Genomic DNA, 26,279 nt, shown 5'->3' on the forward strand with positions numbered 1-26,279 from the left:
AGAAAAGAAAAATAAAGTTATTATGTTATTTTTGTACAACTAAATAACGACAATATTTTAAAATTATGATACAACCAGACTGGAAAGTTGCCAAAGAGTACGAAGATATTACCTATAAAAAGTCACACAACGTTGCAAGAATAGCATTTAATAGACCCAATGTACGTAATGCGTTTCGACCAAAAACTACTTCAGAGTTATTGGATGCGTTTCATGATGCACATGAAGATACGAATATAGGAGTGGTATTATTGTCTGCTGAAGGGCCATCAACTAAAGATGGAGTTTGGAGTTTTTGTTCTGGAGGAGATCAAAATGCACGTGGACACCAAGGTTATGTTGGAGATGATGGTTACCACCGTTTGAATATTTTAGAAGTACAGCGTTTAATACGTTTTATGCCAAAAGCAGTAATATGCGTGGTTCCAGGTTGGGCTGTAGGTGGCGGACATAGTTTGCACGTAACTTGTGATTTAACTTTAGCGAGTAAAGAACATGCTATTTTTAAGCAAACTGATGCCGATGTTACTTCGTTTGACGCAGGTTATGGTTCAGCATATTTAGCTAAAATGGTGGGGCAAAAGAAGGCCCGTGAAATATTTTTCTTAGGAAGAAACTACTCAGCACAAGAAGCGTATGAAATGGGTATGGTAAATGCCGTAATTCCACATGATGAGCTAGAGCAAACAGCTTTTGATTGGGCACAAGAAATTTTAGCAAAATCACCAACTTCAATAAAAATGTTAAAGTTTGCAATGAACTTAACGGACGATGGAATGGTAGGGCAACAAGTATTTGCAGGAGAAGTAACTCGTTTAGCATATATGACGGATGAAGCCAAAGAAGGACGTGATGCGTTTTTAGAAAAACGTAAGCCAAACTTCCCTAAAACGTGGATACCATAACTGATTGATAATTTTAAGAATTATGAATTACGAGTTAGAGGTTTTTAATTCGTAATTCTAAAATCATAATTCGTACTTGAAGAAATGAAAATAATTTGTATAGGACGTAATTACGCAAAACACATAGAAGAGTTAGCAAATGAAAGACCAGAAAACCCGGTAGTTTTCTTAAAACCAGATTCGGCTATTCTTCCTAAAAAAATGCCATTTTTTATTCCTCCGTTTTCAAATGATATCCATTATGAGGTGGAAGTATTGGTAAAAATTAATAAGGTTGGAAAACACATTTCTCCAAAATTTGCTTATAAATATTATGACACTGTAGGCTTAGGGATTGATTTTACTGCACGTGATGTGCAAGTACAATGTAAAGAAAAAGGATTGCCTTGGGAAAAAGCAAAAGCTTTTGATGGTAGTGCTATAGTAGGAGAGTTTTTTCCGAAAGAAGATTTTGACTTAGAAAACTTGTCTTTTCAATTACAAAAGAACGATGAGGTTGTACAAGATGGAAATACCACTAGTATGTTGTGGAAAATTGATGAGTTGATTAGTTACGTGTCGCAATATTTCACGTTGAAAAAAGGAGATATTATCTTTACAGGAACACCAGCAGGAGTTGGAAAAGTGGCAGAAAATGACATTTTAACAGGAACTATTGAAGGAAAACAAGCTTTTCAAATTAAAGTAAAATAAAATATATCCCGCTTCGGCGGGATTCTTTTTTAGATATATACATGAATGCAGAAATCATTACGATAGGAGATGAAATTCTTATCGGACAAATTATAGATACCAATTCACAATGGATTGGTCAAGAACTTAATAAAATTGGAATTTCGGTATATCAAATCTCCTCAGTCCAGGATGAAAAACAACATATTTTAAATGCGTTAAAAGAAGCAGAAAGTAGAGCAGATATTGTTATTGTTACAGGAGGATTGGGACCTACCAAAGACGATATCACTAAAAAAACAATTGCTGAATATTTTAAAGATGAAAAGATTGTTGAATATCCAGAAGTAATTGATAATATTAAATATCTATTCAAAAAAATTAATCATCCGTTCAACGAAATACAGAAGTATCAAGCGCAGCTTCCTTCCAAAGCAACCTTATTAATGAATCGTTTAGGAACTGCACCAGGAATGTGGTTCTATGAAAATAATACTGTTTTTGTATCTCTTCCGGGAGTGCCATATGAAATGAAAGGATTAATGAAGTATCATGTATTGCCTAAGCTACGGTCTACTTTTAAATTGCCATTCATTTTACATAGGACAATTATGACGGTAGGTACAGGGGAAACAATTATTGCAGAAAGAATTTCTGATTGGGAAGAAAGTTTACCTAATTTTATAAAGCTAGCCTACTTGCCATCTTATGGACGTGTTCGTTTACGTTTATCAGCTAAAGGAAAAGATAAAGAGGTATTAGTGAAAGAGATGGAAAAGCAAGTTGCAGCATTATATATGCTAATACCAGAAATTATCGTAGGAGATGATAATGAAACATCTTTAGAAAAAGAAGTGGGTAAATTGTTAAAAAAACATGGGAAAACTGTTGCTACAGCAGAAAGTTTAACAGGAGGGAAAATAGCGTCAACCATAGTTTCAGTTCCAGGAGCATCTTCATATTTTATGGGAGGATTCGTTACGTATACAGCAGCTTTAAAAGAACAACTACTCAATGTTTCTAAAGAAGTTATTGATAAATATACGGTAGTAAGTAAAGAAGTAGCTTTAGCAATGGCAAAAGGATGTTTGGAGAAGTTACAAACAGATTACGCGATAGCTGTAACAGGAAATGCAGGTCCAACAACCGATCATAATGATAAAAGTGTAGGATTGGTATATATTGGTATAGCAACTAAAAGTGGAGTAGATGTTTATGAGTTTAATTTTGGGGAGCCAAGAGAAAAGGTAATTAATAGAACGGTAACCAAATCTTTAGAACTTTTACAAGCTGCCATATTAAAATAAATTAGTATTTTTGCAGCCGTTACGCTTCCAAATAGGTTAGATGCTGAGCCTAGTTTTGAAAAGATTAAAATTAATTAAAATTTAATCGAGAATATTTTTGTGCAGTAAATTAAAATGCATAAATTTGCACCTCGTTTAGAAATAACACTAAAAACTGTCAAGAAGATGTCTAGAGTTTGTGAATTAACAGGAAAAAAAGCGATGGTAGGTAACAATGTATCTCACGCTTTAAATAGAACTAAAAGAAGATTTAACGCTAATTTAATGACTAAGCGTTTCTATATTCCAGAAGAAGATAAATGGGTAACTTTAAAAGTATCTGCTTCTGCATTAAAAAATATTAATAAAAAAGGAATCTCTGCGGTTATTAAAGAAGCTAGAGAAAAAGGTTTCTTAACTAAATAATTCCTTACTAGATAAAATTTTAGAGAGATGGCAAAAAAAGGAAACAGAGTTCAAGTAATTTTAGAGTGTACTGAGCACAAAGCTTCTGGTCAACCAGGAACTTCTCGTTATATTACAACAAAGAACAAAAAGAATACTCCTGATAGAATGGAATTAAAGAAATTTAATCCAATCTTAAAGAAGATGACAGTTCATAAAGAAATTAAATAATAAGCTACGGCGTAAACTTTAATATAAAATGGCAAAGAAATCAGTAGCATCGTTACAAACAGGTTCAAAAAGATTAACCAAAGCTATCAAAATGGTAAAGTCTCCAAAATCAGGAGCTTATACATTTGTTGAAGCTATTATGGATCCAGAAAGCGTGAATGACTTTTTAGCAAAAAAGTAATTCTTGTATACAGTTTAAAGAAAAGCTACTTTCATTAGAGAGTAGCTTTTTTTATATTTGACAGTCTCAAGTTTTTTGAATACGTTAAAGATTTGGGAATTATCCTAGCAAGTCGGGCTTTCGGCAGTCGCTTCCCGAAGTATCGGGAGAGTTTTAACAAATGCCTCAATCCTTAACACTAAAGCTGTGGAACAATGACAATTTGACTGTATTAGTAAAATGGTATAGTTTTTAACCTATGTAAGCGATTATAATATTTAAAAATGAGTTTTTTTAAGAAAATCTTCTCTAAAGAGAAAAAGGAAACCTTAGACAAGGGATTAGAAAAAACCAAAACAAGTTTTTTCTCTAAATTATCAAAAGCAGTTGCTGGTAAAGCTAAGGTTGATGATGATGTATTAGATAATTTAGAAGAAGTATTGGTATCGTCTGATGTAGGAGTAGAAACTACCCTGAAAATAATAGATAGAATAGAAGAACGTGTATCTCGCGACAAATATTTAGGAACAGAAGAGCTAAACCAAATTTTACGTGAAGAAATAGCGGGTTTATTATCAGAAACCAATACTGGTGACGACACCGATTTTACTATTCCAGCAAATACGAAACCTTATGTGTTAATGGTTGTAGGTGTTAATGGAGTAGGAAAAACAACTACGATAGGTAAACTAGCTTCACAATTTAAAAAGAAAGGGTTAAAAGTTGTTTTAGGAGCAGCGGATACCTTTAGAGCCGCAGCAATAGATCAGCTACAAGTTTGGGCAGATAGAACAGACGTACCAATTGTAAGACAAGAAATGGGTTCCGATCCTGCCTCTGTAGCTTTTGATACAGTTCAATCAGGTGTAAATCAAGGAGCAGATGTTATAATTATCGACACTGCAGGACGTTTACATAATAAAGTAAACCTAATGAATGAGCTAACAAAAATAAAACGTGTAATGCAAAAAGTAATACCAAATGCACCACACGATGTATTGTTAGTGTTAGATGGTTCAACAGGACAAAATGCTTTTGAACAAGCAAAACAATTTACGAAAGCAACAGAAGTAACTTCGTTAGCAGTAACTAAATTAGATGGTACCGCAAAAGGAGGTGTTGTTATCGGAATTTCAGATCAATTTAAAATACCTGTGAAATATATTGGAGTAGGAGAAGGTATTGATGACCTACAAGTATTCAACAAACATGAATTTGTAGATTCGTTTTTTAAATAGAAAAACATAAGTAAATAAAAAAACTCCCAATTTGGGAGTTTTTTTATTCTAAACAGTTTCAATAACCTTGTTAAAAGCCAATCTCGATTTAGGTTTTCTGTCTGGTTGATTAAAATCCTCTTCATCTCTATAGCCAATAGCCACAGCAACAACAGTTGCGTAATCTTTGTTGTTTAAAATTTTGTCATAATTTTCTGGTTCAATACCTTCCATTGGAGTGGCATCGATTCTCATTTCAGCACAAGCACTTAAAAAAACTCCTAAAGCCAAATATACTTGTCTGTTAAACCAGGCTTTAATTTCTTCTTCAGGTTTTGGCTTTATAAATTCTTTATAATAACCAACAGCACCCTCAGGGAGCTCTTCTTCAATTTGTTTTTCAAACAAATCAATATCATTAATTCGATTAAAAACAACAATGGTATCACTTTCAATAACCTTGCTAGTATTTAACCAAGATACTTTTGAAAGTTGTTCTTTAGTATCAGTGTCAGAAACAAAAGTGAATTTCCATGGTTGGCTATTTATTGAAGAAGGACTTAATTGTAAAACCTGTTGTAACTCTTTGATTTTTTCTGATTCAATTTTTTTTGAAGCATTATATTTTTTTGTTGTATAACGTTGCTGCATTGATGTTATAAAGCTCATATTCTATTTTTTAATTAAACTATAAAAATTATAGTATCAAAAGTAAGTATAGTTTTTTATCTTTGCAATAACGGTCAAAAAGGATAGTATAAATTATGGAGGTACAAGAATCTAAAACACTTAAGTTTAAAGGAAGAGAGTTCCCTTGTTGTACGAGTCTTACTATGGGAGTTATTGGAGGGAAATGGAAAACAGTAATTCTTTTTCATTTAATAAAAGGAACGCTTCGTTACAGTGAGTTAAGAAAAGAAATTCCAATGGTTACAGAACGAACTTTAAGTTTACAGTTGAAAGCCTTGGAAGAAGATGGTGTGATTAAAAGAAAAGTGTATACCTCAAAACCACCATTAAAAGTGGAATACTCTTTAACTGATTTAGGAAAGAGTTTAATTCCTATAATTCAGTCTATCGCAGACTGGGGAGATTTTGCCGTAACAAACCATTCTAAATAATAATATCCGTATATTATCAACTATTAGAGTTTAGATAATAAGGAAGTTTTGTTATCCTAAATAAAGCTTTTCAATTTTTATAATTACATTTGAGTATCAAATATTTGACCAATGAGAAAAGCTACTTTTTTATTATTAACTCTTCTATTTATAAGTGCATGTAAGCAAAAAGCTGTAAAGGTATATTTTAAAAGCTATAATGAATCATCAGAAATAGAAAAACAGCAAGATCACGAGAAAAAGAGAATGCAGTTTAAATTACTTCAGTCTCATTTTTTAGATTTAAATAAAGAACTCAAACCTTTTGAAAAGGAGCTATCAAGATTTTCAGAAGAAGAATATCAACAACTAAAGCCATTAATTTTAGAAAAAGATATTCCAACTATTCAAAAGAGCATAACAAATAAAAAACTCACGTACGAAAAACTAACATTATTCTATTTATATAGAATACGAAAGTTTGAAAGTGATAGTACAAAGTATTTGAATGCAATTATATCTCTAAATCCAAAGGTATTAGAAGAAGCAAGAGCAAAAGATAAAGAATCAAAAGAAGCAAATGAATTTTCCTTGAATGGAATTCCAATTTTGATAAAGGATAATATTGATGCCGCAGGAATGATAACGACTGCTGGAGCTGTAGCTTTACAAAACAACTCAACTGACAAGGATGCTTTTATTGTCAAAAAATTAAGAGAAGCGGGAGCATTAATTTTAGGAAAAGTAAACTTAAGTGAATGGGCATACTTCTTTTGTGAAGATTGTCCGTTAGGGTATAGTGCCACTGGAGGGCAAACCTTAAATCCTTATGGAAGAAAAGTTTTTGAAACAGGAGGTTCTAGCTCAGGAAGTGGAGTTTCTGTAGCAGCAAACTATGCCGTAGCTGCTGTAGGTACAGAAACAGCAGGGTCTATAACTTCACCATCAAGTCAAAACTCAGTGGTTGGATTAAAACCAACAATTGGTGTTTTAAGTCGCTCAGGAATTGTTCCGATTTCAAGTACGTTAGATACTCCAGGTCCGATGACTAAAAGTGTCGTAGACAATGTTATTTTATTTGAAGCGATGCTAGGAAAAGATAATGAGGATGCTGCTTCTTTAGAAATAGAAGATTTTAAACCTAAAGAATTACTTAATGAAAGCTACACAATCCAAGGAAAAAGAATAGGAGTGCTAAAACCTATTTTAACAGATTCTATTTATAAAGCAAGTGTAGAAAAGTTACAAGAAGCTGGTGCAGAAATTATAGAGATAACTCCACCAGAAATTTCGTTTGATGGATTTATTACGCTGCTAAATATAGATATGAAACATGATTTACCTGAATACTTAGCTACTCACGGAAACAAAAATCTAACAGTGAAAAATATACAAGATGTGGTTGAGTTTAATAAAAAAGATTCTACAAAAAGAGCTCCTTACGGACAACAGCTATTTGAAGGAATAATAAAAGATACGACTAGTTTAGCTCAGTTAGAGGTGGTAAAAGATAGTCTAAGTTATAATGGAAAGAAATTTTTACAAGCTTTAAAAGCCCAAAATTTAGACGTTATTCTATCAATTAATAATTATCATTCTGGTATTGCAGCAGTAGCGAAGTATCCGACATTAACAGTTCCTATGGGATATAAAAACTCTGGAGAACCTGTTAGTTTAACGTTTATAGGGAAGCCTTTTACTGAAAAAGAATTATTGCAGCTAGGGTATGCTTTTGAGAAACTAACGAAAGCAAGAAAGACTCCAGTTGATTATCATTAATAGGACTACATATAAAATAAAAACTCCTAATACGGGAGTTTTTATTTTAATTCTCTAATTTGTATTTTCCAATATAACCAGACACATCTCCGCCGAGATAAAGATATCCATCATGCTCTTCAACAGAACTAGCTTCTGATACAACTTTACCAGTCGTGTCATAATAAGTTTTTAAAATCTCTCCATCAGCACTCACATGCATAATCATTCCATAGCGAGCTACTTTAGGTTGTAAAAATAGAGGAAGACCATATACTAACTTTTTTACAAGGGGTTTAGAATGTATTGCATCTAAAGAAGGATCTCTTTTAGTTGAAAAACCAAGCCAAAAACTACCATCGGTTCTTCTAGAGACTCCATTAGGAAAACCAGGTAGGTTATCAAGAAAAATATCTGTTATTCCTTTATTACTGCCTTTTAACCAGTATCTAAGAATTCTATATTTAGCCAAATCTACCATTAACACAAAGTCATCCTTTTGAGAAACTGCAACACCGTTTCCAAAATAAGTACCCTCTATAAGTGTTTTTACTTCTTTGGTTTTCGGATTGTAACTATAAAGACCTCCATCAAGTTTAGCTTCCATTAATAGTTTCCAAATATGTGTTCTACTAAAAGGAATTTTAGAAGAAGTATTGGTAAAGTAAATAATCCCATCAGAAGCAATGTCTACATCATTGGTGATAAGAAACTTGTTCCCGTTTTCATCTTCACTTGCTAAAGTGGTAATTTTTCCTTTTTTATCTACACTAATCAACCCTCTTTCTAAGTCACAAGCAATTAGATTTTGATTGCTGTCAAAATGTAAACCAGCAACCCAAGATTCCGTATTACAAAAGACAGAAACTTTTCCCGATGTGTCAATTTTTAAAATTCTACCATCTGAAAAGTCTGTTTCAGAAGTATGAACTCCACAATATAGATTTCCTTGTTTATCTATGGCAATATCCTCAGGCCCATACCAACCGTCTAAATCGATGTGTTGAGTTGAGCTTAGTAGTTCATTTTCATGAAGCGCGCCTACTAATTTAGGAGGTGTAGGAGGAAACCAAGCTTCTGGATTAATTGAACATGATTTAAAAGTAACACTGGTTATAAAAATGAGTAAGATTAATAATGTAGCGTATTTTACTAATGATGCAATTTTCATTGTATTTGTTTTTATAATTTATAAAGACAAAGAAAATGACAGTAATTTATTTCTATCTTGACAAATGTTAGGAAATAGTAACTTCTTTTCGAATCCTACTCAAAGATTCGGCAGCTATACCAAGAAAGCTTGCGATTTGGTATTGAGGAGCTCTTAAAACAATTTTCTTATCATAGTTTTTAATAAAGTCTAAGTACTTTTTCTTAGCCGATTTTGTTTGCATAGTTAGAGCTCTTTGTTGTGCACAAAGGTGATTTTGCTCAGCTAAAACTCTACCAAACTTCTCAAAGTTGGGAGATTCTTTATATAATTGAGTTAAACTTTCAAAAGAAATTTTATAAACTACGCTATCTTCAATAGCTTCTAGAAACTCAAGAGAAGGAGTTTGGTATATAAAACTATCAAAAACTGTTATAAACTGGTTATCGCAAGAAAAATAGGTTGTAAACTCTTTACCTTCTATATTTTTAAATGTTCTAAAAAAACCAGATTCAATAAAGTATAAATCCTTAGCTTTTCTCCCTTCTTTAATAACTAATGTTTTTGCTTTATACTCTTTTTTTTCTAATTGATTATAAAATGTTTTAAACTTATTTTCAGTAAGTCCAATTAAGTCATGTAGCAATTTTTTGAGTTCGTCCATTCTTTAATATAAAGTTCAATTAGTAGCGAAGTTATCTAAAACAAGTTTAAAAATCAAACAAGTTTTAAATGTGTAAATAGAAGAGAAGCTCTTTGTGGTATATTGAAGTAGGAGGTGGTATTAATGATTTACAAGTATTTAACAAACACGAATTTGTTGATTCTTTTTTTGTATAAAAAAATAATATCATATAATTTATAAAAATTAAAAAACTCCACTATTAAAGTGGAGTTTTTGCTTTATTAGATGAATAAACATTCTAATTATTAACATTAATATTAATTTGATCTCCCATTCTTCCTTCTGATCCTATAAATATAACTGTTCTTTCAGTTAAATTATTGTTGAAAAAGGCACTGCGAACAAAACTCCCATCCATTAATAAGTTATATTCTGTCTTTTCAGGATTTAGAGTTGCATCAATACTACCATTAGGATTAAACTGGTAAAAGCTTCCATTTGAAGGAACCCCAATATAATCTGTTAAGTTTTCACCAGTAATAATTAAATTATCTCCATAGCTATAAGAGTTTTGATTTGTAGATATTATTTTAGGTGCATTTTCTGCCAAAATATCAATAAACTGATCAGATTCAATCTCTACTAAATTTGTTTTATAAATTATTTTATAGTTAGTGTTTGTAGGGATGTTTTCAGGAATTTTAGTATTAATATTGAAAGTAGTGACTCTCTCTTGTGAAGAATAACTCTCATAGTTTAAAATAGGTAAATAATATTTATTTGTGCCATCAGTTAAATATATTTCTGCTCCAGGTTTACTTGGATCTATAAATTTTCCTGAAATTACCATGTTAGCTCTAATGTAATAAAGATAATAGCTTCTATAATTATTTATTACAGGCATGTTTGCTATTACTTTGTACTCACGTTGTTCACCATTTTCTGCTGTAACAGTATATGTTACAGGTGTTTCGAAATTTTGGCTATTAGAATTGTTAGGAGAAATTGAAGCGTACTCTGAAATTGAAATTGTAGGGGTAAGAGAGCTTATATCTAATTCTCCAGTGTTAAAACTTATTATGTTAGAATCTTGACTAATTTCTGCATCAATAGTTTGATTATTCAAGATGACAGAAAAAGAAAGAATTTTATTCTCAGAGCTTAGAGGTCTATTATTAACTTGAACTCTATAAATACTTGTTTCCCCATTTTCAGCATATACTGTATAAGGGACTTCGTTATTGAAATTTTGACTTTCATTTTCTAAGGGAGATATAGTTGCTCCAGTAGAGTATTCAATAGAAGGAGTTAATGCTGAGATTTCAGCACCTACAACATTAAAAACTATGGTTTTAGCTGTTTGGTCTATATTCCCATTTATAACTTCATCATTTACCTTTAATGTAAATGAAGTGATTTTACTTTCAGAACTTAAAATAATTGGAGATTCTGGTTCATCATCTTTTGAACAAGAGACAAACATTAGTATTGTAAAAGTAATAGATATAATTTTCTTTATCATTTTTATTTATTTAAGTATAGTTTTAATTCTTTAAGCCATATGAACTTGGGTAAATTACAATATCACTATTACCTATAATAATAGTAGGTGATTTAGTTATAATTTCTTCTGTTTGTAAAGTCCATTTTAAGTTACCTGAGCTAGCATCAATAGCATAAAAGGTTTTATTCCAATCTCCAATATAAACGGTATTTTCATATACAATTGGAGAACTTGTAGTCATCTTTTGTAAATTACATTTCCACTTTATATTTCCATTATCAGCGTCAAAGCAAATTAGTTCACCACTACCATCAGTGGAGTTAGAAATTCCGATATAAATATTATCGTTGTACACAAAAGGAGATGATTCTATAACTCCGTTATTTTTGTGATAACTCCATTTTACACTATTATTTTCTTTATCAAGAGCATATAAATCTCTAGCGGTTGCAGTAATAATATAGTTATTATAAATAGTTGGCGAATTTTCAAATCCATTAAAAAGCCCTGCGTTAAAAGTCCAGTTTAAAGTTCCAGTATTTTTATTTAAAGAATAAAATCGACCTATATTATCCCCAATGTAAATATTGCCTTCATGTATTAACGGATTGGTGTTTATTTCAAGAGCAGCGTGTGTATTGTTGTCAGGTTTGAAATTCCATGTTACGTTTCCAGAAACTTTATCTACTACCTCAAAATAATTTTCGTTTGATATATATAATTTTGAATCATCTATAGATAGCGGTGTTGTAAAATTAAATCTACGTTCCCACAATTTTTCTTGTTTTTCAATAGAAAAACATTGTAAATTAGAATAAACATCAAAGGTATATAAATAAGTGTCATCTGTTATTATATCTCTATAAAATTCATCATTGGTGTCTATATTTGGATTTATGCTCCATATAGGTTTTCCTGAAAGAATATTTAACGCATTTCCGTTTATACCCGAAAAAATAAGGTTTTTATGTCCAGTGTGGGCTTCTATGAGAGAATAGGTCTTGGATTTCCACAATATTTCATTGGTTATTAAATCATAAGCAATTAAATCATTTGAAGCTATAGGAATGAAAAGAATTTTACTTTTAAGACTCTCAAATGTAAAATTTAATTCAGAGACTCCACCTTTCTTATCCGTTGCTATTATTTTTCCTTCATATTCATTATTATATTCTAAATGAAAAGTATAGTTAGAATAAGTTGTCTCTGTAACTAAGACAGAGTTAATGTATAGACTATAATATATAATATCATTGTCAATATCTAAAACATCATTCCAATCTATGGTTACTTCATTTCCATAAAAGCTAATGTTTTCTAATATTAATTGTTCTGGTTTTGTGTTTTCAGGAGGTATATTATCATTGTTAGAGCATGATAAAAATAATAGTAAGAAGAGAACAGAAATAGTTTTTTTCATAGTAATTTAAAGTGTAAGCAATTTTTATAGCTACAAATATATGCGAAAACAGATTTTCAATCAAACTAATTTTTAAGGGTTTAAAGTTAAAGAAGTTCAATTAAAACGTATCTTTGCACACCGAATTTTTATAGTATGCGTACCAAAACAACAAAACAAAACAAAATTAATGTAGTTACTTTAGGTTGCTCTAAAAACGTTTACGATAGTGAAGTGTTAATGGGGCAGTTAAAAGCTAATGGTAAAGAAGTGGTTCATGAAGATGAAAATGACGATGGAAATATTGTAGTAATTAATACGTGTGGTTTTATTGGTAAAGCCAAAGAAGAAAGTGTAGAAACTATTTTACACTACGCACAGAAGAAAGAAGAAGGTGAAGTAGATAAAGTGTTTGTTACGGGGTGTTTAAGCGAACGTTACAAGCCAGACTTAGAAGCTGAAATTACCAATGTAGATCAGTATTTCGGGACACACGATTTACCAAATTTGTTAAAAGTTTTAGAAGCAGATTATAAGCATGAGTTAATCGGTGAACGTTTAACCACGACTCCAGAGCATTATGCCTATTTAAAGATTGCAGAAGGATGTGACCGCCCGTGTTCGTTCTGTGCCATTCCGTTAATGCGTGGCAAGCATAAATCGACACCAATTGAAGATTTGGTTACAGAAGCAACGAAATTGGCAGAAAAAGGGATTAAGGAAATTATGCTAATCGCACAAGATTTAACCTATTACGGATTGGATATCTATAAAAAGCGTGCTTTAGCAGATTTATTAAAAGAATTAGTAAAAGTTGAAGGTATAGAGTGGATTCGTTTGCATTATGCATTTCCAACAGGTTTCCCTATGGATGTATTGGAAGTGATGAAAAACGAACCAAAGGTTTGTAATTATCTAGATATTCCGTTACAGCATATCAATACCGAAATTTTAAAGTCGATGAAGCGTGGTACAACGCACGAAAAAACGACTTCGCTGATTCATAAATTTCGAGAGGCAGTGCCAAACATGGCAATTCGTACAACATTAATTGTTGGATATCCGGGAGAAACTGAAGAGCAATTCCAAGAATTAAAAGACTGGGTAGAAGAGATGCGTTTTGAGCGTTTAGGAGCTTTTGAATACTCGCATGAAGAAAATACAGGAGCGTATGTTTTAGAAGACGATGTACCTGCGGATGTAAAGTTTAGAAGGGTGAATGAAATCATGGAAGTGCAGTCGCAAATTTCTTGGGAATTGAATCAAGAGAAAATAGGAAAGACGTTCAAATGTTTATTCGATAGAAAAGATGGAGAGTACTATTACGGACGTACCGAGTTTGACTCACCAGATGTAGATAATGACGTAATTGTTGATGCTCGTGAGTATTATATCAAACTAGGAGAGTTTATCGATATTGAAATTTTTGATGCAGGTGATTTTGACTTGCACGGAAAACCAGTAGTAAAACAAGAAAGACCAGTTCCTTTAAATCAAAAGAGAAAATAAAATCAAACCTGCGCAATGCAGGTTTTTTTATGCATATTTGTCGCATGAAAAAAGCCTATTTTAACTGGAGTTCAGGAAAAGATTCGTCATTAGCATTGTATAAAATTTTACAACAAAAAGAATACGATGTACAAAAATTGATTACAAATGTAAATCAAGATTATCAGCGTGTTTCAATGCATGGTTTACATGAGGATTTACTGAATGCACAGACTGAAAGCATTGGTATTCCTTTAGAAAAAATATATTTTCCAGCTGAGGTTACAATGGATTTATATAATCAAAGAATGAAAGAGAAGACTGCGGAGTTAAAAGAAGCAGGACTTGTAAATGGTATTTTTGGTGATATTTTCTTGGAAGACTTGAGAGCATATCGCGATTCGAAGCTACAAGAGGTTGGAATTACTGGTGTTTACCCACTTTGGAAACAAGATACAAAAGAATTACTTAGAGAGTTTTTAGATTTAGGCTTTAAAACAATTACTGTTTGTGTGAATGCAAAATTGCTAGGAGAAGAATTTGTAGGGAGAGTTATTGATGAAGGTTTTATTAATGAACTTCCTGATGGAGTTGATGTTTGTGGGGAGAATGGAGAGTTCCATACGTTTTGTTATGACGGTCCTATTTTTAAGAAACCTGTGGAGTTTGAAATAGGAGAGAAGGTATTGAAATCGTATACGTTACATAAAAACGATGATGACAATTGTTATCAAGATTCAAAGAAAACTAAGAAATCAGAAGAAACGACTACTAAAAACTATGATAGAAGTTTTTGGTACTGTGATTTACAGCTAAAAAAGTAATTTATTTATAGCTTCTAATAGTCTTTGAGCAGGAGCATTTTCTAGGCAAGAACTACAAGTGTTGTACATAAACAAACAATCGATAAAGTCGGTTAGCATATGTAATAATAGCCCTAAGCCAATAATGTTGTATGGTCTTTTAAAAAAAAGTAAAATAACATACACTCCAATAGCATAGTAGGAATGAAATAGGTGAAACCCAAAACTACATCGGTTTGGGTCAAATATAGGGATTGCTAATAAGTGATCTATATCTACTAGCATAGTTGCTAGTAGTGTTATAGCAACTTTTATCCAATTTTTTTTAAAAAAGAAGAAAGCGATAAAAACAGGAAATCCGAAATGTAAAAAATAATGGATGAATTGTTGCACTATGCTAAGCTATTTCTTTTTCTAAAGCTAAAAAATGAGTAACTTCTGTAGGGCTGTTTTTATATAAAGGAATGATATATAACTCACACTTGTAGTAGGACTTATCTTTTCTATAATTAACAATAATATCTTTAAAAGGTTTCCCTTTTAATAATTTATTTCTAATTCGTTTTCGAGTACTTTCTTTTGTCTTTTCTCCTTGAAAAAAACGTCCAGTTTTGTTAATAACAAAATCAATGTCATATCCAGTCATTTTAGAGAAGCCATCGTTAGCCCAAATAATTTTTTTTGTAACATCTGTTAATACAAGCGCTTCATAATAGTTCTCGTTTAAAATAGAAGTTATGTTATTTTTCCAGTTGTAGTTTTTACGTAAGTTTTTTAAAACATTAATATCATTAGAAACTGTTGAACTCATAAATAACTGTTGAATTCCCCAACTTAAAATATTTATACTTTTTTTGGAAGCGAGTGTAAGATTATTGGCTATTTTAGAATACTCATCATTAGTTAAGTTAGATGTATAAATATCAAGAGACATCATTTTGTCAAAACAGTTTTTCATGCTAATATAATTTTTTGTAAATGTAAAAAATTAAAACTTTTCAAATACACCTAAACCAAAAAGGGCAAAATCATATTTCACAGGATCCTTTTTATCAAACGTTCTTAAAGTAAGATCAAGTTCTTGAATAGCTTTCCAATCATTTTGCTTCCTAGTAAGTATTTTTAGTTTTCTAGCAATATTTCCTGTGTGAACATCTAACGGACAATGTAAGTGTGCTGACGAGTGTGTTTTCCATATGCCTAAATCGACTCCAGTGGTATTATCGCGAACCATCCAACGTAAAAACATATTAATTCTTTTAGATGCAGAGCCTTTTAAAGGGTCAGAAACATGTTTTAGAGTTCTTGGTTGATGAGGGATTTCAAAAAAAACTTGTTTGAAACGATGTATAGCATGTTGGTAATTATCTACTTTATCTTTTGGTTTTAAAACAGCTTCTAATCCCCCATGATTCTGATAGATGTTTTTTAATGCTTGAACAAAGAACTTAAAATCATCGGCATTAAATGTTCTGTGTACAAATCCGTCAAAATTAGCTAAATCTTCTTCAGAATGATTGAGAACAAAATCATAAGGAGAACTTCCCATTAAATCCATCATTTTATGGGAGTTGTTAATAATCATTTTACGATTTCCCCAAGCAATAGTTGCTGCTAAAAAACCAGCAATTTCAATATCTTCTTTTACTGAAAATTGGTGTGGAATTTGAATAGGATCACTATCAATAAAATCAGGATTGTTGTACTGTATTACTTTTTCGTCTAAAAACTCTTTAAGCTCCTTTTTGTTCATTTTATGCTAAATCTCCTGCAAAACTAAGCAAAACAAAGAAAGCATTATAGCAAGCGTGTAATAATATACTCCATCCTAAGCCAAAACGAACTCTAATAAACCCTAAATAACCGCCTAAAATAGTTTGTGGAGCTACTAGTATTGGAGCTAATAAAAGTACGTTGGTGGTAATACCAAAGTTAGTTAAATGTACTAAACCAAAAAGTAGTGCAAACACATAAAAGGCTATTTTGAAGTTTTTCTTCCCATGAAATAAGGTGATTGGTGCTCTAAAAAACAGTTCTTCAAGCAAAGGAGCTAAAATAATGGTAAGAAAAGCAATAAACCATTTGGTATGAGCTTTTAGTAAATCTTCTACAGCGTGTTCATTCATATTGATCAAACCTAACTCTTCAACAAGAAGAAAAAGAGGAGATAATAAAGCACCTGTTATAATACTTATAATAAGTAAATGAAAGAATTTTTGAAATCGATATGAAATATCTTGGTTAGTATCTTTTTCTAAAACAGGATTTTTTAAATAGGTAATGAGCTCTTGAAAAGTTTCTTTCATGGAATTGATTTATTAGTTAGTAGCAAGAAACTTTAAATAGTTACACTATTCAACAATAATTCCGTCTTTCATTGTAAGTGTTCTATCAGCCATTTTTGCTAATTCTTTGTTGTGTGTAACTAATACAAACGTTTGGCCAAACTCATCACGTAACTTAAAAAACAGTTCATGTAAGTTTTTTGCTGAGGTTGAATCCAAGTTTCCAGAAGGTTCATCTGCAAAAATAACAGAAGGTTCGTTAATTAAAGCTCTAGCAACAGCAACACGTTGTTGCTCTCCTCCAGAAAGCTCGTTAGGTTTGTGGTTTTCTCTATGTGATAATCCTAAAAAGGCTAGTAATTCTTTTGCTCTTTTTTCGGTTTCTGTTTTTCCTTTTCCTCCTATAAAAGCAGGAATACAAACATTTTCTAAAGCAGTAAACTCTGGTAACAACTGATGAAATTGAAAAATGAATCCGATATGTTTATTTCGGAAAGCAGAAACTTTGGTATCGTTTAAACCTTTTATAGAAACACCATCGACCAATAATTCGTAGCTCTGATTTTTTAAGGGCTTATCTAAAGTTCCTAAAATTTGTAATAAGGTTGTTTTTCCTGCTCCTGACGGACCAACAATAGCGACGATTTCTCCTTTTTTTATATGAAGATCAACGCCTTTTAATATTTCTACCTCTCCGTAATGTTTGTGGATGTTTTTAGCAACAATCATAGTGTTATTTTCTTAGTACGAATGTATAAAAAAGAAATCAGATAAACTTTAGGGTTTACCTGATTTCAAATAATAAATGAACGAGTATTTAAATTATGTTTTTGATGTTGTTGTAATCGATAAAATAAACCAATCGAACAGAGAATCTATGCTGCATACTTTGGTCAAAAAGTTTTGAGATGTTGTCTTTAAAATCAATATTAGCTGGAGCAAAATCATGATCAGGCCTTATTGAGTTTCTGTAGAAAAAAATCAATTGACTACCAGGAGCAAATTGCCATTGATAGTTCAAATCTAAGTTCCAACTATTAAAGTTTTTATCGTGTTCTCCTTGATAATTATTTGAAACAAGTTCTCCATTATCTTCATTCAAACTATAAAATAGACCTAAATATGGAACTTTACTCCAATTGTGCCTAAACGATAACGACGCTGCTGATTTTGTACTAAATGTGTATTTTCCAGTTAATGAATTGTCATAAGTATCCCAATCTCGTTGCCCGAAAATAATGTGATTTTTTAAAGGAGCTAATAAAGGTTTTTCTTCTACATCATCTTCATCAATCTTTGTAACATACCCTTGACCGTTATTGGTTTTGCCATATCTAAAACCATAAATCAAAGAAAACTTATTAGTGAAACGATATCTAGGAGAAACTCTAAACCCATAATCTTCTTTAGGGTTGTTTTTGTAAAAAGTATAATACCAATCGTAGTCTATTGCAAACTTTTTTCTATAATCAGTAGACCCCCAATGATTTACATTTAGCCTTTCAGGTCTGTTAAAATAAACTCCACTAGTAGTTCCTTGTCTAGGTTCAAAAAAATCTTTTCGTTCTGTGCTATAATTCAAGTTTCCTCCAAAACTGAATCGCTTTTTTGTATCAGCGCCAAAAGATAAACTAACATTTGTACCTACATACGTTCCTGGATTGTGTAAGAAGTTAATATCATAAAAAACATTAATTCTATAATTATTGAATATTCCTTTAGGTTTTAATAATCGATAGCCAACAAAACCATAAATAGCTTGTTCGTTGTTGCTAAAAAGAATCCCCATATCGTTAGGGTTGTAGTCTTTATTTTCAAAATTATATCCAATTTCTCCACGCCAATTCCCTGAATGTTTACCTATACTGGTATCGAAAGTGTACCCCGTATTAGGGTTGTCTTCATCGTCAGAGATACTACTCATTTTAAAACTTCCGTCTATATTATACCTACTTTTTTTATCCTCAACATGCCATAGAAGTCCAGTAACATTAGCATCTCTAAATCGTCCATCACGAGTTACATTGGTATTAATTAAGGTAATAGATGAGTTTTGATTAAACTGTTGGTCTAACACCATAATATTGTAATTAGAAAACGGATTAACTGTAGTTTTATAAGTACTTACATTGCTAATAGTATCTAATCCATTAATTGTTTGCTTAGTTCTTTCAACAGTAGCTTCTGTTTTTTCAGTAATGGCATTAAAGAATCCTATTCCTAAACCACCTTTGGTTCTTCCAGATATTTTTATGGCGTTTAGCATTTGAACTTTATCAGGAACATCTATAACTTCATCATTTATTTTTTTTCCATTAATAAACTCATCATCGTCTTTTCGTTCGTTAGAAAATTGATCTATTGGTCGTCCTCCAATTCTTCTTGAGTAAAACAAATTACCTTTACTAAATAGTTCTGTTCCTTCAGTAAAAAACTGACGTTGTTCTGTAAATTGCTGCTCAAAAGGACCGAGGTTTAAGGTAACATTGTCAAAACCTACTTGGCTGAAATCAGGAATTAAAGTAGCGTCTAAGGTAAAGTTTTCGGTAATACCATACTTTACATCCATTCCTACACTCCAATCAAAGTCTGTATTTCCATCTTTAGTGGTCGTAGTTGCTGAGGCATACGGATAAAAGTTTAATCGGGTAGGAGGTTTTATATTGGTGAAGTTTTCATATAAACCATCATATTGAGTCCAATTCCCTTGTTGATTATCAATATGGTTCCATGTAAATTGAGCATTTAAATTGAGCACTTTTCTGTGGTAATTGATTCCCCATGATTGAACAGGAGTATTAGCAAAACGCAAAGCTCTATAAGGGATTTTCATTTCTACAACCCAAGAATCTTGATTAATACTAAAATCGCTATCCCATACAGCACTCCAGTTAAAATCTTCATTTCCGTTAGAGACTTTTGAGTCTGCTTGGGCTCCTGAACTGGTTACTATAAACTCAAAAGGATTTTGTCCGTCATCGTTAGGGTTAATAGTTATTAAAAAGAAATCGCTGTTACCAATATTGTCTCTGTTAGTAAACTCTGCAGGTATTTTAGATGGTTCAGGATCGTACATTTTAGCACAGATATAAATAGCATTATCATCGTATACTAACTTTACTATTGTTTTATGGGTGTCAGGTTCTGCTTTTCCGTTATCAGGACGCAACATTACAAAATCTTTTGCGGCTGGAGTATTTTTCCAGGCAATGTCATTTAATTTTCCGTCAATTTTTGGAGGGGTATCTACACGTACTACATTTAGTTTTTTTCTGTTTTTATTAATGGTTTGGGCGGTTGTAACTTCAATAAAGAAGAAACAAGTTATAATAAATGCTAAAATCTTAAGCATAATTTATTGATGTATAGTGTTAGTTGTTGCGCTAAATTATTATGATTTGGATTAATAAATCATAAAATCATGTTAATTACAGTAAAAACGTGTTAAAAAAAAGAGTGTTAAAAGTTTAAATGTTAAAAAAATAGTAGAATGAAAATTAAATAAAACTTGATTTAATTATAAATTAAAGTACAAATTATAAGGTATTATAAATTGAATTTGTATTTTTGTTCGACTTTTAAAAATTCATATCTAATGAACTTACACGAATATCAAGGTAAAGAAATATTAAGCAGTTTTGGCGTTCGTATTCAACGCGGAATTGTTGCAAATACTCCAGAAGAAGCTGTTGAAGCAGCAAAAAAATTAACAGAAGAAACAGGTACTGGTTGGCACGTAATCAAAGCTCAAGTACACGCAGGTGGTCGTGGAAAAGGTGGAGGTGTTAAGTTAGCTAAAAACTTAGACGAAGTAAAGAGCATTTCTGATGATATTTTAGGAATGATGTTAGTAACTCCTCAAACTTCAGCAGAAGGAAAGTTAGTTAACCAAGTGTTAATTGCTGAGGATGTATATTATCCTGGTGATAGTGAGCCAGATGAATTTTATATGTCAGTTTTATTAAACCGTGCTACGGGTAGAAACATGATTATGTACTCTACTGAAGGAGGTATGGATATTGAAACTGTGGCAGAAGAAACTCCACACTTAATTTTTACAGAAGAAATTGATCCAGGAACAGGATTATTACCTTTTCAAGCTCGTAAAATTGCTTTTAATTTAGGTTTAAGCGGTGGGGCTTTAAAAGAAATGGTAAAATTTGTTACTGCTTTATATACTGCATACATCAAGTCTGATTCTTCGATGTTTGAAATTAACCCAGTATTAAAAACATCTGATGATAAAATTATGGCAGTAGATGCTAAAGTATCGTTAGATGAGAATGCATTATATCGTCATAAAGATTATGCAGCAATGCGTGATTTACGTGAAGAAAATCCAATTGAGGTAGAAGCTAAAGCTGCAGGATTAAACTATGTAGATTTAGATGGTAATGTTGGATGTATGGTAAACGGAGCTGGTTTAGCAATGGGAACTATGGATTTAATTAAGCAAGCAGGTGGTGATCCAGCAAACTTTTTAGATGTTGGTGGTACTGCAGATGCACAACGTGTTGAAACTGCTTTCGGAATCATTTTAAAAGATCCTAATGTAAAAGCTATCTTAGTAAACATTTTTGGAGGAATCGTTCGTTGTGATCGTGTTGCTCAAGGTGTTGTAGATGCTTATAAAAATATGGGAGACAAAATTAATGTGCCTATTATTTGTCGTTTACAAGGAACAAATGCTAAAGAAGCAAAAGAATTAATAGACAATAGCGGAATGGAGATAATCTCAGCTACTGAGTTCCAAGAGGCTGCTGACAAAGTAGGGGAAGTTTTAAACGCTTAAACTACCATTTAATTCTTAGTTATAACTGGTCCTAAATAGTGTTATATATTTTAAGGTCAGAAAACCAAACCTCATTAGAAATCTAAATTCTAATGAGGTTTGGTTTTTAATATCATGAATTAAAAGTCAATATGAAAGACTCAGAAGCTAATAACTTAAAAGTAAACTCTAATAAATAAGTAAGTGATAGAGTTAAGTTACCTGTCTAGTTTCATAATTAAATGTATTGAAATAGATGACTGCTAGAATAAAAGAGAAAAAAAACACGTACTACTTAGTGACTTTTTAAGTACATAAAATAGTGTGCACAGGTACAAGCTGCGTACAAATAAAATTGGTTTTTGTTAAAAGACAGTGTTTTACAGTAAAAAACTTAAAAATCAATATATTAAATGTGTGATTTTGAAGATGTTTTATATCTTTAACTCAAAAATTGTACCACCCTAAAAATACGTCTATGAACATAAAAGCAAAGCTTTTTATATGTGGTGAGGAACGAGAATTGCTTACTACTAACTTAAATTATAACAGACTTACTGATTGGAATGGTAAACCTACTTCAGCCTTATTAGGAGGAACTATTTCAGTAACTTTTGAATCTGAAATGTACGATGATACTTTTGTTGATTGGATTAAATCAGATAGAAGAGGCAATAAAAAAATACGTCATCCTTTTAATCTTTATCAGTTAAGAGACGGTAAAATAGTTTTTTACAAAGACGAGTTTGATGGAGTAGAGCTATTCCAATACAACTTTCAAGATGGTGTGCTTGTAAATTATTATGAAACTTTTGATAATCAAAAAGGTATGCAGGTTACCTTAACTATATCAACTGCAATGCAAGACTATCGTTTTTTTAATAATAGTACCGACTGGCGTAGAAAAAGCCCTACTCGTTATATAAAACACTGGCAAGAAAGTTATATACCGCCTATAAAAGAAACTTCTTATAAAGCGCAGGAAAATAAAGAACCAAAGAAAGAGAAGTATTTTATAGAGAAAATTGAAATAGAAAATCTAGATGAGGGGTCAAGTAATGGAGGAGCAAATAAAAAAGAAGGACTAATTCATGGAAAGGAGTATATCTTAAAAGTTACTAAATATAAAAATGATAAAGTACCAAAAAACAGTAACACCATAAAATGGTCTTATGATTACACCAATGCAAAAGGAGAAATTGTAGAGGGGAGTATAAATGCAAAAGGAGATAAAGCTACCTTTAAGGCTAATGATTTAGATTACTGTGGTAATAAAATTACGTTTTATGCTTACATTGAAAGTAAAGAAAATGAAGCTGAATTAGAAGTATTTCACCATTATCGCTTTAGGTGGTTTGATAGAAAAAGAGTATTAACTCAAGCACAGGATAGGAAAGTTAGACCCTGGAGGATTGATCAAGGAGGAACTTCTTTATGTGGAATGGCTTGTATATTTTATTTATTAGCAAAGAAAGACCCTAAAGGATATTATAATTTAGTAGAGGAGTTACATAGAATAGGTGAGACAACATATAATAAATATGTTGTCTCACCTAACAGCGATTCTTATAAGCTTTATGATGTTAAACCTTTATCAAATGACCACCCCAATATTCCAGATGTAGATTGGATAACTATGGCTGTAACTAGAAATAAAGAAAGTAGCTTTGGTTATACAGGGAAAATAAATCAAGATGCTTCTGCAATTAATTGGCCAAGTATAATGACGAAGTTGAGTGAAAAGCTGTTAGCTTGTAATGATGTAAGTACAGAAGGTGTATATTCCTCTGTAATTGCTAGAAGAATAAGTATAAAGATAACTGAACAAAAAGTAGATGACATTAATAAACAAATTAATAAAGGATACAAGTTAATGTTAATGATAGACTCCGATTTAATTAGTGATGATGGAGATACTTTATTTTCGTCTTATCAAGAGTTTCATTGGGTAGTTTTAGAAAAAACAATTCGTAAAATACAAGCATGGGATTCTAAAGGGAGAATTATAAATAACTACGATTTTAAAGTTTACTCATGGGGTTCTGACAGTCGTTACTTAAAAACACAAATTACATGGGAACATTTTGCAAAAAATTATTATGGATATATTAAAGTTAAATAAAGTATTTCACGTTTTATGCCTCGTTTTTTTACTCGTTTTTTTTACAACATGTGAATCAACAAATAAAGAAAAAGACAATTACATTAAAATAGAGAAAGAATGTAGTCAAAAACAAAAAATAACAGAGCTTTCATTAATTTTTTTAGGATATTCTTATAATGAAATTTCTGATATTGTTTTAGAAATACGAGGAGTAAACCCACTTATTTCAAAACTATATGTACCAGAAAAAATTACAGATAGTATAAGACTAAGAAGGGATGTGACTATATACCAAGAGATTGGATTGAAAGATACTGTTGTTTTGGTTTTTCCAAACAAAGAGCGTTATATATTAAGTGATTTTAAATACAAAGTAAGACCTCATTTTACCACATTGTCAAAAAAATGGGGATGTGATTTTTATGAAATGAAAATAAATAATGTAATTAAAGAAGGAGGAAGTGCTACTTTTATTAAAGAAGGATTCGAAATAGAGTGAAACTAAAACAATTATTGAATCAATTTTTTCTCTAAATAAAATAAAGTATTTAAATATTATACTCACACTTCTATTAGTTTCATGTACAACAACTAAAGAAATTACTGTTACAAATAAAGTGTCTAATAAATATAAAGTTATTGCCTGGTATGATAAAGAGCAGAAAGATATTTGGGCTTTTAGTGTTCCTATATATTTAGAAGTTGAAAATAAAAGTTTTCTAATACCACGTGAGTTCATATCTCATAAATATATTTATGCAGATAAAAACAGTGGTACACATACATTTTTGTACGAGTTAGAAGCAAATGGAAAATTAAAAAAGAAAAAGAACTTCAGTAGAAAAAAAATAACACCTAGTACAAAGAAAAAATACATTATTTATTCTAAACATTTAATAACAAACAAGAAATATTCCGACCAAATATTGTACTCTTATAAAAATAGAGAGTTTAAAAGTGATTCTATAGTACTCGACTTTTTTAATGATTTTAAAAACAAATTACCAGATTTAGCTGAAAATATATTGGTAAAAGATAGTTTGTTCTTAAGCTTTAACAACGAGGATAAAAAAAGTAAACTATCTACAAAAAGAATTAAGGTCCCTATTAAACTTTAAACGTACCTGATTTTTTGTTAAAACGTTTTTTACCCAAAACACCTATAGTAGGTATTAGTTTATGGCTTGAGTTTTTAGGATATGTAGCTTTAGTTGAACATGGAAAGCAAGAAGCTATAGTTGACTAAATAATGCAAGAAAAACTTGAAAGAGCAAAAATAAAAGGATTAGATGCTTTAAGAACATTTTTACATGTTTATGAAACAGATTATAATTTGATTCCTATTTCAAGTAAAACTCTCTCAGCATTGTTATTAGGAGAATTTAAAACTTTTGACGAACTTTTAGATTATGATGCAAATACTAGAGGTGCTAAAAAAATAGAGCTTTTAATTAAAGAAGTAAAAAAAGACTACCTAAAAGAAAACCCTAGAGTTATTGAATCAATTTTATTTCAAAAATAAATCAAAATGAAAATATACTTATATATACTGTTATTAGCATGTACCTCTTGTAAAACTGTCAGTAAAATAGAAGTAGATAATTACCCTTCTAATAAACATAAAGTTGTCGTTTGGTATGATAAAGAGCAGAAAGATATTTGGGCTATTAGCTTTCCCTTTGTTTTAACTATAAATAATAAATCAGCTAATCAAAAGGAAGAGCTTACTTTTCATCAATACATCTATAAAAAACCTAGTGAAGGTGCTTTCGCATTTTTGTATAAGGAGAATGATAATAACGATTTAATAAAACTGAGTAGCACGCTCAAAAAAGAGATACTTCCAAAACAAAAAAAAGAGTATGTCGTTTACTCAAAACATCTTATTAATAACTTGACGGATTCTAATAAAATTCTTTCAGCCTTTCAAAACAAACATTTAAATAAAGACTCAATACATTTGAGTAGTTTTAAAAACTTCAAAAATAAACTGCCTGAATTGACACAAAAATTATTATCAAATGATAGTATTTTTTTAAAGTTTACAAATTTTGATAAAACAACTTCTCCTCCTAAAAGAATTAAATTACCTATTAAGGTTAACTAATCAATGAAGTTAATTATCTACCTGTTAATTCATAGTACTCTTAAAAAGTTTATTAACAGAATAAGTAATCGTTTTTCTATATATGAATTTTAATACCACGGATTAAAAGACAAATCGAAAGCTTCGGTAGCTAAAAACTTAGGAGTAAACCCTTATTTTGTGGACGACTATGTAAATGCTGCCGGTAACTACCCGATGCGAAAAGTATCACAAATTATAGCATTATTACGTGATGTCGATGTAAAAAGCAAAGGGATAGGAGCCAACTAAACCCATGCCGATATTTTAAAAGAATTACTGTTTAAGATA

28 protein-coding genes and 1 pseudogene are annotated in these 26,279 nt (G+C 31.1%); 18 read left to right on the plus strand and 11 right to left on the minus strand.

The annotated features are described in order from the left end of the window. Window positions 1-65 precede the first annotated feature (65 nt). The 7 genes from AC3VJB_RS01875 to ftsY all read left to right on the plus strand — a co-directional run bounded on the left by AC3VJB_RS01875 (window position 66) and on the right by ftsY (window position 4,897). Window positions 66-905, plus strand: coding sequence for a 1,4-dihydroxy-2-naphthoyl-CoA synthase (locus tag AC3VJB_RS01875; protein WP_047790629.1), 840 nt, complete (start codon window positions 66-68; stop codon window positions 903-905). An 84-nt stretch (window positions 906-989) separates the two neighbouring features. Then, window positions 990-1,598, plus strand: coding sequence for a fumarylacetoacetate hydrolase family protein (locus tag AC3VJB_RS01880; RefSeq protein WP_437824183.1), 609 nt, complete (start codon window positions 990-992; stop codon window positions 1,596-1,598). 41 nt (window positions 1,599-1,639) lie between these two features. After that, a complete protein-coding gene (locus AC3VJB_RS01885) occupies window positions 1,640-2,884 on the plus strand; it encodes a competence/damage-inducible protein A (RefSeq protein ID WP_437824185.1) in 1,245 nt (414 codons plus the stop codon). A gap of 165 nt (window positions 2,885-3,049) precedes the next feature. Continuing rightward, window positions 3,050-3,289 (plus strand): 50S ribosomal protein L28, encoded by a 240-nt coding sequence (rpmB, locus tag AC3VJB_RS01890; protein WP_047790661.1) that lies wholly within the window; start codon window positions 3,050-3,052, stop codon window positions 3,287-3,289. A gap of 27 nt (window positions 3,290-3,316) precedes the next feature. Further along, a complete protein-coding gene (rpmG, locus tag AC3VJB_RS01895; protein ID WP_013070733.1) occupies window positions 3,317-3,499 on the plus strand; it encodes a 50S ribosomal protein L33 in 183 nt (60 codons plus the stop codon). A 28-nt stretch (window positions 3,500-3,527) separates the two neighbouring features. Beyond that, window positions 3,528-3,680, plus strand: coding sequence for a DUF4295 domain-containing protein (locus AC3VJB_RS01900; RefSeq protein WP_073183390.1), 153 nt, complete (start codon window positions 3,528-3,530; stop codon window positions 3,678-3,680). 263 nt (window positions 3,681-3,943) lie between these two features. Then, the gene (gene ftsY / locus AC3VJB_RS01905; protein ID WP_047790632.1) at window positions 3,944-4,897 is read left to right on the plus strand and encodes a signal recognition particle-docking protein FtsY; all 954 of its coding nucleotides are present in this window, start codon (window positions 3,944-3,946) and stop codon (window positions 4,895-4,897) included. Window positions 4,898-4,945: 48 nt separating this feature from the next. Here ftsY and AC3VJB_RS01910 read toward each other — a convergent pair whose 3' ends face one another. Further along, a complete protein-coding gene (locus AC3VJB_RS01910) occupies window positions 4,946-5,545 on the minus strand; it encodes a nitroreductase family protein (RefSeq protein WP_253057391.1) in 600 nt (199 codons plus the stop codon). A gap of 95 nt (window positions 5,546-5,640) precedes the next feature. On the opposite strand from AC3VJB_RS01910, the gene AC3VJB_RS01915 reads away from it, so the two are divergent. After that, a complete protein-coding gene (locus tag AC3VJB_RS01915; protein ID WP_047790634.1) occupies window positions 5,641-5,997 on the plus strand; it encodes a winged helix-turn-helix transcriptional regulator in 357 nt (118 codons plus the stop codon). 111 nt (window positions 5,998-6,108) lie between these two features. After that, a complete protein-coding gene (locus AC3VJB_RS01920; RefSeq protein ID WP_497666677.1) occupies window positions 6,109-7,755 on the plus strand; it encodes an amidase family protein in 1,647 nt (548 codons plus the stop codon). A gap of 46 nt (window positions 7,756-7,801) precedes the next feature. Here AC3VJB_RS01920 and AC3VJB_RS01925 read toward each other — a convergent pair whose 3' ends face one another. The 4 genes from AC3VJB_RS01925 to AC3VJB_RS01940 all read right to left on the minus strand — a co-directional run bounded on the left by AC3VJB_RS01925 (window position 7,802) and on the right by AC3VJB_RS01940 (window position 12,433). Next, entirely contained in the window at window positions 7,802-8,905 is a 1,104-nt protein-coding gene (locus AC3VJB_RS01925; protein WP_497666678.1) for an SMP-30/gluconolactonase/LRE family protein, read from the minus strand. 67 nt (window positions 8,906-8,972) lie between these two features. Next, the gene (locus tag AC3VJB_RS01930; RefSeq protein WP_253680574.1) at window positions 8,973-9,548 is read right to left on the minus strand and encodes a Crp/Fnr family transcriptional regulator; all 576 of its coding nucleotides are present in this window, start codon (window positions 9,546-9,548) and stop codon (window positions 8,973-8,975) included. Between the two features lie 259 nt (window positions 9,549-9,807). Then, on the minus strand, window positions 9,808-11,031 hold the full coding sequence (locus AC3VJB_RS01935) for an SGBP N-terminal domain-containing protein (protein ID WP_497666679.1): 1,224 nt from the start codon (window positions 11,029-11,031) through the stop codon (window positions 9,808-9,810). A 22-nt stretch (window positions 11,032-11,053) separates the two neighbouring features. Further along, complete coding sequence (locus AC3VJB_RS01940; protein ID WP_167714093.1) at window positions 11,054-12,433, minus strand: BamB-related PQQ repeat family beta-propellar protein; 1,380 nt, start codon at window positions 12,431-12,433, stop codon at window positions 11,054-11,056. Window positions 12,434-12,568: 135 nt separating this feature from the next. On the opposite strand from AC3VJB_RS01940, the gene rimO reads away from it, so the two are divergent. Both rimO and AC3VJB_RS01950 read left to right on the plus strand, forming a co-directional pair. Next, window positions 12,569-13,921 (plus strand): 30S ribosomal protein S12 methylthiotransferase RimO, encoded by a 1,353-nt coding sequence (rimO, locus tag AC3VJB_RS01945; RefSeq protein ID WP_073183382.1) that lies wholly within the window; start codon window positions 12,569-12,571, stop codon window positions 13,919-13,921. Window positions 13,922-13,965: 44 nt separating this feature from the next. Continuing rightward, on the plus strand, window positions 13,966-14,724 hold the full coding sequence (locus tag AC3VJB_RS01950) for a Dph6-related ATP pyrophosphatase (protein WP_073183380.1): 759 nt from the start codon (window positions 13,966-13,968) through the stop codon (window positions 14,722-14,724). Here AC3VJB_RS01950 and AC3VJB_RS01955 read toward each other — a convergent pair. From AC3VJB_RS01955 to AC3VJB_RS01980, 6 genes are all read right to left on the minus strand, one after another. Continuing rightward, on the minus strand, window positions 14,713-15,096 hold the full coding sequence (locus tag AC3VJB_RS01955) for a DUF6122 family protein (protein ID WP_196781637.1): 384 nt from the start codon (window positions 15,094-15,096) through the stop codon (window positions 14,713-14,715). The two genes, AC3VJB_RS01950 and AC3VJB_RS01955, sit on opposite strands and share 12 nt — an antisense overlap. A 4-nt stretch (window positions 15,097-15,100) precedes the next feature. Continuing rightward, entirely contained in the window at window positions 15,101-15,661 is a 561-nt protein-coding gene (locus AC3VJB_RS01960; RefSeq protein WP_053056780.1) for a PAS domain-containing protein, read from the minus strand. A gap of 30 nt (window positions 15,662-15,691) precedes the next feature. Next, window positions 15,692-16,456 carry a TIGR02757 family protein gene (locus tag AC3VJB_RS01965; RefSeq protein ID WP_349265635.1) on the minus strand — a complete coding sequence of 255 codons (765 nt, stop codon included), beginning with the start codon at window positions 16,454-16,456 and terminating at the stop codon, window positions 15,692-15,694. A 1-nt stretch (window position 16,457) separates the two neighbouring features. Further along, window positions 16,458-17,009 (minus strand): CPBP family intramembrane glutamic endopeptidase, encoded by a 552-nt coding sequence (locus AC3VJB_RS01970; RefSeq protein WP_497666680.1) that lies wholly within the window; start codon window positions 17,007-17,009, stop codon window positions 16,458-16,460. A 45-nt stretch (window positions 17,010-17,054) separates the two neighbouring features. Beyond that, the gene (locus AC3VJB_RS01975; protein WP_497666681.1) at window positions 17,055-17,717 is read right to left on the minus strand and encodes an ABC transporter ATP-binding protein; all 663 of its coding nucleotides are present in this window, start codon (window positions 17,715-17,717) and stop codon (window positions 17,055-17,057) included. A gap of 88 nt (window positions 17,718-17,805) precedes the next feature. Further along, complete coding sequence (locus AC3VJB_RS01980; RefSeq protein ID WP_497666682.1) at window positions 17,806-20,340, minus strand: DUF5916 domain-containing protein; 2,535 nt, start codon at window positions 20,338-20,340, stop codon at window positions 17,806-17,808. Between the two features lie 243 nt (window positions 20,341-20,583). On the opposite strand from AC3VJB_RS01980, the gene sucC reads away from it, so the two are divergent. From sucC to AC3VJB_RS02015, 7 genes and pseudogenes are all read left to right on the plus strand, one after another. Then, window positions 20,584-21,780 carry an ADP-forming succinate--CoA ligase subunit beta gene (gene sucC, locus AC3VJB_RS01985; RefSeq protein ID WP_047790645.1) on the plus strand — a complete coding sequence of 399 codons (1,197 nt, stop codon included), beginning with the start codon at window positions 20,584-20,586 and terminating at the stop codon, window positions 21,778-21,780. 457 nt (window positions 21,781-22,237) lie between these two features. After that, window positions 22,238-23,881, plus strand: a complete 1,644-nt coding sequence (gene tssD / locus AC3VJB_RS01990) for a type VI secretion system tube protein TssD (RefSeq protein ID WP_497666683.1) — start codon at window positions 22,238-22,240, stop codon at window positions 23,879-23,881. Continuing rightward, window positions 23,859-24,362: a hypothetical protein gene (locus AC3VJB_RS01995; RefSeq protein WP_047790647.1), complete on the plus strand. Its 504-nt coding sequence runs from the start codon at window positions 23,859-23,861 to the stop codon at window positions 24,360-24,362. The genes tssD and AC3VJB_RS01995 overlap by 23 nt, the downstream gene beginning before the upstream one ends. A gap of 118 nt (window positions 24,363-24,480) precedes the next feature. Beyond that, entirely contained in the window at window positions 24,481-24,981 is a 501-nt protein-coding gene (locus tag AC3VJB_RS02000; RefSeq protein WP_497666684.1) for a hypothetical protein, read from the plus strand. A 131-nt stretch (window positions 24,982-25,112) separates the two neighbouring features. After that, window positions 25,113-25,385: a hypothetical protein gene (locus AC3VJB_RS02005; RefSeq protein WP_497666685.1), complete on the plus strand. Its 273-nt coding sequence runs from the start codon at window positions 25,113-25,115 to the stop codon at window positions 25,383-25,385. Between the two features lie 6 nt (window positions 25,386-25,391). After that, window positions 25,392-25,970: a hypothetical protein gene (locus AC3VJB_RS02010; protein ID WP_497666686.1), complete on the plus strand. Its 579-nt coding sequence runs from the start codon at window positions 25,392-25,394 to the stop codon at window positions 25,968-25,970. Window positions 25,971-26,063: 93 nt separating this feature from the next. Beyond that, a pseudogene (locus AC3VJB_RS02015) lies at window positions 26,064-26,240 on the plus strand (DNA polymerase III subunit delta); the annotation flags it as partial. Between the last annotated feature and the right edge of the window lie 39 nt (window positions 26,241-26,279).

The sequence above is a fragment of the Tenacibaculum sp. TB-53 genome (genome assembly GCF_059716285.2).

Bases quoted from the DNA above. Each gene is read 5' to 3' on its own strand.
- AC3VJB_RS01965 (WP_349265635.1), bottom strand. From the start codon at position 16,456: ATGAACAAAAAGGAGCTTAAAGAGTTTTTAGACGAAAAAGTAATACAG.
- AC3VJB_RS01925 (WP_497666678.1), bottom strand. From the start codon at position 8,905: ATGAAAATTGCATCATTAGTAAAATACGCTACATTATTAATCTTACTC.
- AC3VJB_RS01910 (WP_253057391.1), bottom strand. From the start codon at position 5,545: ATGAGCTTTATAACATCAATGCAGCAACGTTATACAACAAAAAAATAT.
- AC3VJB_RS01970 (WP_497666680.1), bottom strand. From the start codon at position 17,009: ATGAAAGAAACTTTTCAAGAGCTCATTACCTATTTAAAAAATCCTGTT.
- rpmB (WP_047790661.1), top strand. From the start codon at position 3,050: ATGTCTAGAGTTTGTGAATTAACAGGAAAAAAAGCGATGGTAGGTAAC.
- AC3VJB_RS01880 (WP_437824183.1), top strand. From the start codon at position 990: ATGAAAATAATTTGTATAGGACGTAATTACGCAAAACACATAGAAGAG.
- AC3VJB_RS01930 (WP_253680574.1), bottom strand. From the start codon at position 9,548: ATGGACGAACTCAAAAAATTGCTACATGACTTAATTGGACTTACTGAA.
- AC3VJB_RS02005 (WP_497666685.1), top strand. From the start codon at position 25,113: ATGCAAGAAAAACTTGAAAGAGCAAAAATAAAAGGATTAGATGCTTTA.
- ftsY (WP_047790632.1), top strand. From the start codon at position 3,944: ATGAGTTTTTTTAAGAAAATCTTCTCTAAAGAGAAAAAGGAAACCTTA.
- AC3VJB_RS02010 (WP_497666686.1), top strand. From the start codon at position 25,392: ATGAAAATATACTTATATATACTGTTATTAGCATGTACCTCTTGTAAA.
- AC3VJB_RS01915 (WP_047790634.1), top strand. From the start codon at position 5,641: ATGGAGGTACAAGAATCTAAAACACTTAAGTTTAAAGGAAGAGAGTTC.
- AC3VJB_RS01885 (WP_437824185.1), top strand. From the start codon at position 1,640: ATGAATGCAGAAATCATTACGATAGGAGATGAAATTCTTATCGGACAA.
- rimO (WP_073183382.1), top strand. From the start codon at position 12,569: ATGCGTACCAAAACAACAAAACAAAACAAAATTAATGTAGTTACTTTA.
- AC3VJB_RS01940 (WP_167714093.1), bottom strand. From the start codon at position 12,433: ATGAAAAAAACTATTTCTGTTCTCTTCTTACTATTATTTTTATCATGC.
- AC3VJB_RS01995 (WP_047790647.1), top strand. From the start codon at position 23,859: ATGGATATATTAAAGTTAAATAAAGTATTTCACGTTTTATGCCTCGTT.
- AC3VJB_RS01950 (WP_073183380.1), top strand. From the start codon at position 13,966: ATGAAAAAAGCCTATTTTAACTGGAGTTCAGGAAAAGATTCGTCATTA.
- AC3VJB_RS01875 (WP_047790629.1), top strand. From the start codon at position 66: ATGATACAACCAGACTGGAAAGTTGCCAAAGAGTACGAAGATATTACC.
- tssD (WP_497666683.1), top strand. From the start codon at position 22,238: ATGAACATAAAAGCAAAGCTTTTTATATGTGGTGAGGAACGAGAATTG.
- AC3VJB_RS01960 (WP_053056780.1), bottom strand. From the start codon at position 15,661: ATGAAAAACTGTTTTGACAAAATGATGTCTCTTGATATTTATACATCT.
- AC3VJB_RS01900 (WP_073183390.1), top strand. From the start codon at position 3,528: ATGGCAAAGAAATCAGTAGCATCGTTACAAACAGGTTCAAAAAGATTA.
- AC3VJB_RS01935 (WP_497666679.1), bottom strand. From the start codon at position 11,031: ATGATAAAGAAAATTATATCTATTACTTTTACAATACTAATGTTTGTC.
- AC3VJB_RS01975 (WP_497666681.1), bottom strand. From the start codon at position 17,717: ATGATTGTTGCTAAAAACATCCACAAACATTACGGAGAGGTAGAAATA.
- rpmG (WP_013070733.1), top strand. From the start codon at position 3,317: ATGGCAAAAAAAGGAAACAGAGTTCAAGTAATTTTAGAGTGTACTGAG.
- AC3VJB_RS01980 (WP_497666682.1), bottom strand. From the start codon at position 20,340: ATGCTTAAGATTTTAGCATTTATTATAACTTGTTTCTTCTTTATTGAA.
- sucC (WP_047790645.1), top strand. From the start codon at position 20,584: ATGAACTTACACGAATATCAAGGTAAAGAAATATTAAGCAGTTTTGGC.
- AC3VJB_RS01920 (WP_497666677.1), top strand. From the start codon at position 6,109: ATGAGAAAAGCTACTTTTTTATTATTAACTCTTCTATTTATAAGTGCA.